Here is a 7,029-nt window from a genome sequence, read left to right on the forward strand (position 1 = left end):
GTATGCTTGTTTAATACTTTTTTATCACGTTCACTTAAATGAGGCAGTTTGCGTTCAATGCTTTCCATCGTATCAGCCTGAATCGTTAGCGCCTTACTTCTAAGTGCTGACATAACCGGTACGACACCAAGCATGTTCACCCACTGATTAAATTCGACTGCTTCTGCTTCAATCATCAGTGAGATTTTGTCTGCAGCCTGTTTTCTTTCTGCCATATTTGCTTGAACGATGCCTTCAAGATCATCAATGTCATAGAGGAAAACATTTTCATGATCACTCAGTGCAGGGTCAAGATCCCGTGGTACCGCGATATCTACCATAAAGATGGGACGACCTTTGCGCATTTTATTAACGAATGTCATCATTTCTTTGTTAATCACATAATCTTTCGCCCCAGTTGAACTGATCACAATATCCGCTTCAACAAGTGCACATTGAAGCTCTTGAAGCTGCTTAGCATTTCCCGTTACCTTGTCCGCTAATTCGACAGCTTTTTCAAAGGTTCGATTAATAACCGTAATATCTGAAACGCCGCTGCCATGCATGTTATGGACAGCCAGTTCACCCATTTTACCTGCACCAATTACTAAGACACTCTTATTATCCAGCTCACCGTAAATTTTCTTAGCCAATTCTACTGCTGCATAACTGACTGAAACTGCATTCGTATTAATTTCCGTTTCAGCATGAGCCTTTTTAGCAACCGTCAATGCTTGTTTAAATAAGTGATTGAAAACCGTCCCAATCGTATCTTCTTTCTGTGCAAGCATATAGCTTGAACGTACCTGTCCAAGAATTTGTGTTTCTCCAAGAACCATAGAGTCTAAACCACAGGCAACTTGGAATAAGTGTTCAATCGCACCGTCTACTTCATAGATAAATAAATAAGGTGCGAACTCATCCTTCTCCATATTGAACCATTCAGAAAGAAATTCCTTAACATAATATCGACCTGTATGCATTTGATCAGCTACTACATAAATTTCAGTCCGATTGCAAGTGGAAACGATTACGTTTTCTAGTATACTTTTCTTATTTTTAAGAGCCTTCATAGCCTCTGGAAGTTCCGATTCATTAAATGATAATTTTTCGCGTATTTCAACAGGGGCCGTTTTATAGTTTAATCCAACCGCAAGAATATGCATCCCGTTTATTGCACCCCCAAATTTTAGTCAATGAAACCCTGTATATTATAACATGTATTATTTAATAGTCAGAACAATTTTATGAACACTTCATGAAATGATATGCTAACATGTTACTGTACTAGTTATTCCCGTCCAAGATGTCTCGAAAACATCCTTCAAAATGCTACAAAAGTACCATACCAAATATGCTTCTGAACTTCAAGCAATCAAACTAACAAGGAGGTCTCTATGAAAACAACACGAACCTTTCCCGGAATTATTCTGCTTGGTCTCGGCCTGTATTTTATGCTGCAGCGGGCGCAAATTGAATTATTTCCCGGCTTTTTTGATTGGCCGACCATTCTTTGTCTAATTGGGATTGCCTTTTTAGTCCCTGCCTATGCAGGCGGCGATACCCAATCCATCCTTCCAGGTGTTCTTTTACTTGGTATCGGTCTCCACTTTCATTTTGTTAATATGCTTGAATTATGGCCGAATAATATTGGGATATTCATTCTATTTGTTTCGCTCGGCATGATCCTAAAGGCTCGAAAGACAAATGCTGGTTTACTACCCGGAATATTATTATTTATCATTTCCTTAATCACCATTTATTATGACCATATAATATCATGGCTGCATATCACCAACACAGGAATGACTGATCCCGGTAAATACTATCCTTTTGTCTTACTTGCCATCGGGATATACTTCTTAATTAGTAAAAAAGACTAAAGAAAGAGTGCAGAGAACTAATTCTCTGCACTCTTTTTCTGAGGCACTTACATAAATTTCTTAATTATGCCCCAAGCTTGGTCTTTTCCTTGTCCGGTTTCAGACGAAAAGAGCAGAATCTCATCACTCTTATCCATTTGAAGTGTGTCACGAACCACTTTTTGATGCTTTTGCCATTTACCTTTAGGAATTTTATCAGCCTTTGTCGCGACAACCACACATGGTAAGTCGTGGTGTTTGAAGTATTCATACATCGCTATATCATCCTTAGATGGTGCATGGCGTAAGTCAACAATCATGATTACAGCTTTTAACTGTTCACGTGTAGAGAGATAGGTTTCAATCATCTTACCCCAAGAATCACGTTCGGTTTTCGGAGCTTTCGCATACCCATACCCTGGAACATCGACAAAGTGAAGCATGTTATTGATGATAAAGAAATTCAACGTTTGTGTCTTACCTGGCTTTGATGACGTCCGTGCCAGATTTTTGCGGTTAATCATCTTATTAATAAAGCTTGATTTCCCAACATTTGATCTGCCTGCCAATGCGAATTCTGGCATGGGTGCTTTCGGATATTGCTCTGGCTTAACTGCGCTGATGACAATTTCAGAACTCGTTACTTTCATTTATTTTCACCTGCCAATGCATGTTCAAGAACCTGGTCTAATTCTGAAACAAGAACAAATTCTAAGTCGTTGCGGACACTTTCAGGTATATCATCAATATCCTTTTCGTTATCCTTTGGAATAATTAATTTGGTCAACCCTGCTCGATGAGCTGCTAGGGATTTTTCTTTCAAGCCGCCAATTGGAAGTACACGGCCCCGTAATGTAATCTCGCCTGTCATGCCTACCTCTTTTCTAATAGGACGACCGGTTAGTGCAGAAATCAATGCTGTAGCAATGGTTATTCCAGCTGAAGGTCCGTCCTTTGGAACTGCTCCCTCAGGAACATGAATATGAACATCTTGTTTTTCATGGAAATCCTTATCAATGTGCAGCTGCTCCGTTTTTGAACGAACTACACTAAAGGCAGTTTGTGCAGATTCTTTCATCACATCGCCAAGCTTACCTGTTAACACGAGCTTGCCTTTACCTGGAGATAGAGAGACTTCTATTTGAAGCGTATCCCCGCCAACCGTTGTATAAGCAAGTCCGGTTGCGACACCAATCTGATCCTCTACTTCAGCCATTCCATAATGGAAAATAGGTTTCCCTAAGAAATCAGCCATGTTTTTGTCACTGACAACTACACGCTTTTTCTCACCTGAAACAATAATTTTCGCCGTTTTTCGGCAAATAGCTGCCAGCTGACGCTCAAGACTTCTGACCCCTGCTTCTCGTGTATAATAGCGGATAATTTGCATCAAGCCTTCTTCGCGGACTTGAAGCTGTGATTTTTGCAGACCATGATTTTGCAGCTGACGAATCAGTAAGTGATCCTTAGCAATATGAAGTTTTTCAATTTCAGTATAACCTGCAATTGAAATAATCTCCATCCGATCACGCAGCGGCCCTGGGATTGACGCAAGATTATTTGCTGTTGCTAAAAACATAACCTTGGATAAATCATAAGACTCTTCAATATAATGATCGCTGAAATTATGGTTTTGTTCCGGGTCCAACACCTCTAGCATGGCAGCCGAAGGATCACCGCGGAAATCATTTGACATTTTATCGATTTCATCAAGTAAGAAAACAGGGTTAACGGTACCCGCTTTTTTCATTCCTTGAATAATTCGTCCAGGCATCGCCCCGACGTAGGTCCTGCGATGGCCGCGAATCTCAGATTCATCACGAACGCCGCCTAATGATACACGTACGAATTGACGATTCATTGAAGTGGCAATTGATTTAGCCAAGCTTGTTTTCCCTACACCTGGAGGACCGACTAAACAAAGGATTGGTCCTTTTAATGATCGAGTTAACTGTTGAACAGCTAAGTACTCCAAGACCCGTTCTTTTACCTTTTCCAGACCATGATGATCTCGATTAAGGATTTTCTCAGCCTTATGAATGTTTAAGTCATCCTTTGTCGCTTTCGACCAAGGAATCGTAATCAGCCACTCAATGTAATTGCGAATCACGGAACTCTCAGCAGATGAGGAGGGAACCTTTTCGTAACGGTCTACTTCCTTTAAAGCGGTTTCCTTGACGTGTTCCGGCATACCAGCAGCTTCGATTTTCTCAGTAAGGACCGCAATTTCACCGGTCTTCCCTTCTTTATCTCCAAGCTCTTTCTGAATGGCCTTCATTTGTTCACGTAAGTAATATTCTTTTTGAGTTCGTTCCATGGAACGTTTGACTCGCTGACCAATTTTCTTCTCAAGCTGAAGGACTTCTTTTTCATTATTGATGATTTCTATAACTTTGCTTAAACGTTCCCGTACATCAATAATCTCAAGAATTTCTTGCTTTTCCTTCTGCTTTAATGGAAGGTGAGAAGCAATGATATCCGCAAGACGGCCAGGCTCCTCAATATCCGAAGTCGATGAAAACGTTTCAGCTGTAATTTTCTTGGACAGTTTAATGTATTGTCCAAAGTATTCAAGGAGCGTACGCATCAAAGCCTGATGCTCTATTTCTTTCTCTTGGTTATCTTCAAATACATCCAGCTTAACGGAAAAATACGTTTCATTATCATAGAACGTTGTCACTTCCGCACGATTAAGTCCTTCTACTAAGACGCGAATTGTCCCGTTCGGAAGCTTAAGCATTTGTTTAACCTTCGTTAACGTTCCCATATTATATAAGTCTTCTTCTCCCGGCTCATTAATGGACTCGTCCTTTTGAGTGGTCAAGAAGATTAAATGATCATCTAACATAGCTTTTTCAAGCGCTTGAACAGATTTATCGCGTCCAACGTCTAAATGCAACACCATCGTTGGATAGACAAGTAATCCTCTAAGCGGTAGGAGGGGAACGATGATTTCTTTGTCAGCCATAATACCTGGCACCTCACTTTATATTTCCAATACACTTCCTAAGTCGTTTTTGGCAGAAACACCGATGAGAGCACCCCATTTTACTGCCTTCAACCTTGGTTTTCCGGTGTATAATACAGGTCTAACATCGATCATATTCTGCAAAATAATTTACTTTCCAACTTGTCAGCCTTCTAACAATTCTAACTTATTTAGCTGGCAGTGTCTATTCGTACACGTTCTTAAGGCGATATTATAAGACACTTCCGGCATTTTCTTTTTTTATTATCTCCAAAAAGGTAAAAAAACGCACGCAATAACTTCTCTTATCAAGAACATAAAAAAATCCCAGTGTTGATGTTCCACTGGGAATTTGGTTACACACTTTCTTTTTTCGTCAAATCGATTTCGACATTTATTTGTTTAGTGATAAGGTCTTTCTTTAACGCAAACTCAAATACCTCTTTAATCATTTTCACAGGAATAATCTCGATGTCTTTAATTTCCTTTAGCAGCGGCTGCATATTATCAAAGGGAATAATCACACGTTTAGCCCCAGCCAGCTTGGCCGCTTTAATTTTCGGAATCACTCCACCTATCGGTTTAACCGTGCCGTGGATTCCAATTTCACCCGTCATGGCAACCAGATGATCGACAGGAAATTGATAAATAGCCGAATATATCCCCGTTGCCATCGCAATGCCGGCAGAAGGACCATCCACGGGACTTCCACCTGGAAAATTAACATGAATATCAAACTGATCGGCCGGTACTCCCATAGAACGCAGTACGGTAATAACATTTTCTATGGAACCCTTTGCCATACTCTTACGACGGATGGATTTACCATTGCCCCCTATCCGTTCTTCTTCTGCAATTCCCGTAATATTGATACTCCCTTTATCAAGGGCAGGAATTACATTTACTTCGATTTCCAGAAGAGCACCGCTGTTAGGACCATAGACAGCCAGTCCATTCACCAGACCTATTTTGGATTCATCTGCAATTTTTCTATCCATTCTTGGTGTCAATTGACTACTGTGGGCAATCCACTCAATATCGTTTTCCTTAATATACGTACGATCTTCCGTTATCGCAATACCAGTCAAGGTTTGAACGATATTGACAGCTTCTCTCCCGTTTCTTGCATACTCAGCGATTGCTTCCAACCCTTTATCAGATATCTCCATGTTAACTTTTTCAGCAGCTTTCTTTGAAATCGAGCTGATTTCACTTCTCTCTAATTCTCTGAAGAAGACTTCCATACATCTAGAACGAATCGCAGGCGGTATTTCATTTGGTGTTCTAGTCGTCGCCCCAATTAACCGGAAATCGGCCGGAAGACCATTTTTAAAAATATCATGGATATGAGTTGGGATGGTTAGATTTTCTTCTTGGTAATAGGCACTTTCAAGAAACACCTTTCTATCTTCTAAAACCTTTAACAGTTTATTCATTTGAATCGGGTGCAATTCGCCAATTTCATCTATGAACAACACGCCCCCATGAGCGTTCGTCACAGCACCCTGTTTTGGCTGAGGAATACCCGCTTGCCCCATTGCCCCTGCCCCTTGATAAATCGGATCATGAACGGAACCAATCAATGGATCAGCTATCCCCCGTTCATCAAATCGTGCCGTTGTGGCATCAAGTTCAACAAACACGGCTGATTGACGAAAAGGTGATTTCATATTTTGCTTTGCTTCCTCTAAAACTAGTCGTGCCGCTGCCGTTTTACCGACACCAGGCGGGCCGTAAATGATGACGTGCTGCGGATTTGGTCCGCACAAAGCAGCCTTTAACGACTTAATCCCATCCTCCTGGCCGACAATATCATCAAACGTAACCGGCCGCACTCTCTCAGACAATGGTTCCGTTAAAGAAATCGAACGCATCTTTCTCAGCTGTTCAATTTCCTTTCGAGAATCGCGGTCAATTGAAACCTTTTGTGTTCGCTGACCCTTAAGAAGATTTAAAAAGTAAACACCAATAATTACGCCAAAAAACAACTGGATAAATAATGCTAGCCCTGTCCAATTCATCTCTTTCCCTCCTGCAGATACCACCATTGTAAGGCTAGTATTTCCCCACTTTGACGAAATAACCGCAAACTTTAGAGATTAGAGAAGGTTCTAATTTACAATAATGTTGAACTGGGGAGTATCCGTATACTTTGCAAACAAAAAAAGCCCTGCTCGAGGCAGGGCTTTTTGGAGATATTAAGCTGATGTTTTCTTGCCT

5 protein-coding genes are annotated in these 7,029 nt (G+C 40.8%); 1 reads left to right on the forward strand and 4 read right to left on the reverse strand.

Features of this window, described 5'->3' with window-relative positions:
* Window positions 1–1,145, reverse strand: a 1,145-nt coding sequence (gene hemA / locus AC52RT_RS02020) for a glutamyl-tRNA reductase (protein ID WP_495539198.1), incomplete at its 3' end; no start/stop codon positions are given.
* Window positions 1,146–1,376: 231 nt separating this feature from the next.
* Between hemA and AC52RT_RS02025 the strand changes: the two genes are divergently transcribed.
* Window positions 1,377–1,862 (forward strand): hypothetical protein, encoded by a 486-nt coding sequence (locus AC52RT_RS02025; protein ID WP_495539199.1) that lies wholly within the window; start codon window positions 1,377–1,379, stop codon window positions 1,860–1,862.
* A gap of 47 nt (window positions 1,863–1,909) precedes the next feature.
* On the opposite strand, the gene yihA is transcribed toward AC52RT_RS02025, so the two are convergent.
* From yihA to lonB, 3 genes are all read right to left on the reverse strand, one after another.
* Window positions 1,910–2,491, reverse strand: coding sequence for a ribosome biogenesis GTP-binding protein YihA/YsxC (yihA, locus tag AC52RT_RS02030; protein WP_495539200.1), 582 nt, complete (start codon window positions 2,489–2,491; stop codon window positions 1,910–1,912).
* Entirely contained in the window at window positions 2,488–4,809 is a 2,322-nt protein-coding gene (gene lon, locus AC52RT_RS02035; protein ID WP_495539201.1) for an endopeptidase La, read from the reverse strand. Before lon ends, yihA begins: the two co-directional genes overlap by 4 nt.
* A gap of 356 nt (window positions 4,810–5,165) precedes the next feature.
* Window positions 5,166–6,830 carry an ATP-dependent protease LonB gene (lonB, locus tag AC52RT_RS02040; protein ID WP_495539202.1) on the reverse strand — a complete coding sequence of 555 codons (1,665 nt, stop codon included), beginning with the start codon at window positions 6,828–6,830 and terminating at the stop codon, window positions 5,166–5,168.
* Window positions 6,831–7,029: the final 199 nt, after the last annotated feature.

The sequence above is a fragment of the Peribacillus sp. genome (assembly GCF_059453735.1).

Excerpts from the sequence above, each read along its gene's own strand:
- lonB (WP_495539202.1), bottom strand. The coding sequence starts at position 6,830 with ATGAATTGGACAGGGCTAGCATTATTTATCCAGTTGTTTTTTGGCGTA.
- yihA (WP_495539200.1), bottom strand. The coding sequence starts at position 2,491 with ATGAAAGTAACGAGTTCTGAAATTGTCATCAGCGCAGTTAAGCCAGAG.
- lon (WP_495539201.1), bottom strand. The coding sequence starts at position 4,809 with ATGGCTGACAAAGAAATCATCGTTCCCCTCCTACCGCTTAGAGGATTA.
- AC52RT_RS02025 (WP_495539199.1), top strand. The coding sequence starts at position 1,377 with ATGAAAACAACACGAACCTTTCCCGGAATTATTCTGCTTGGTCTCGGC.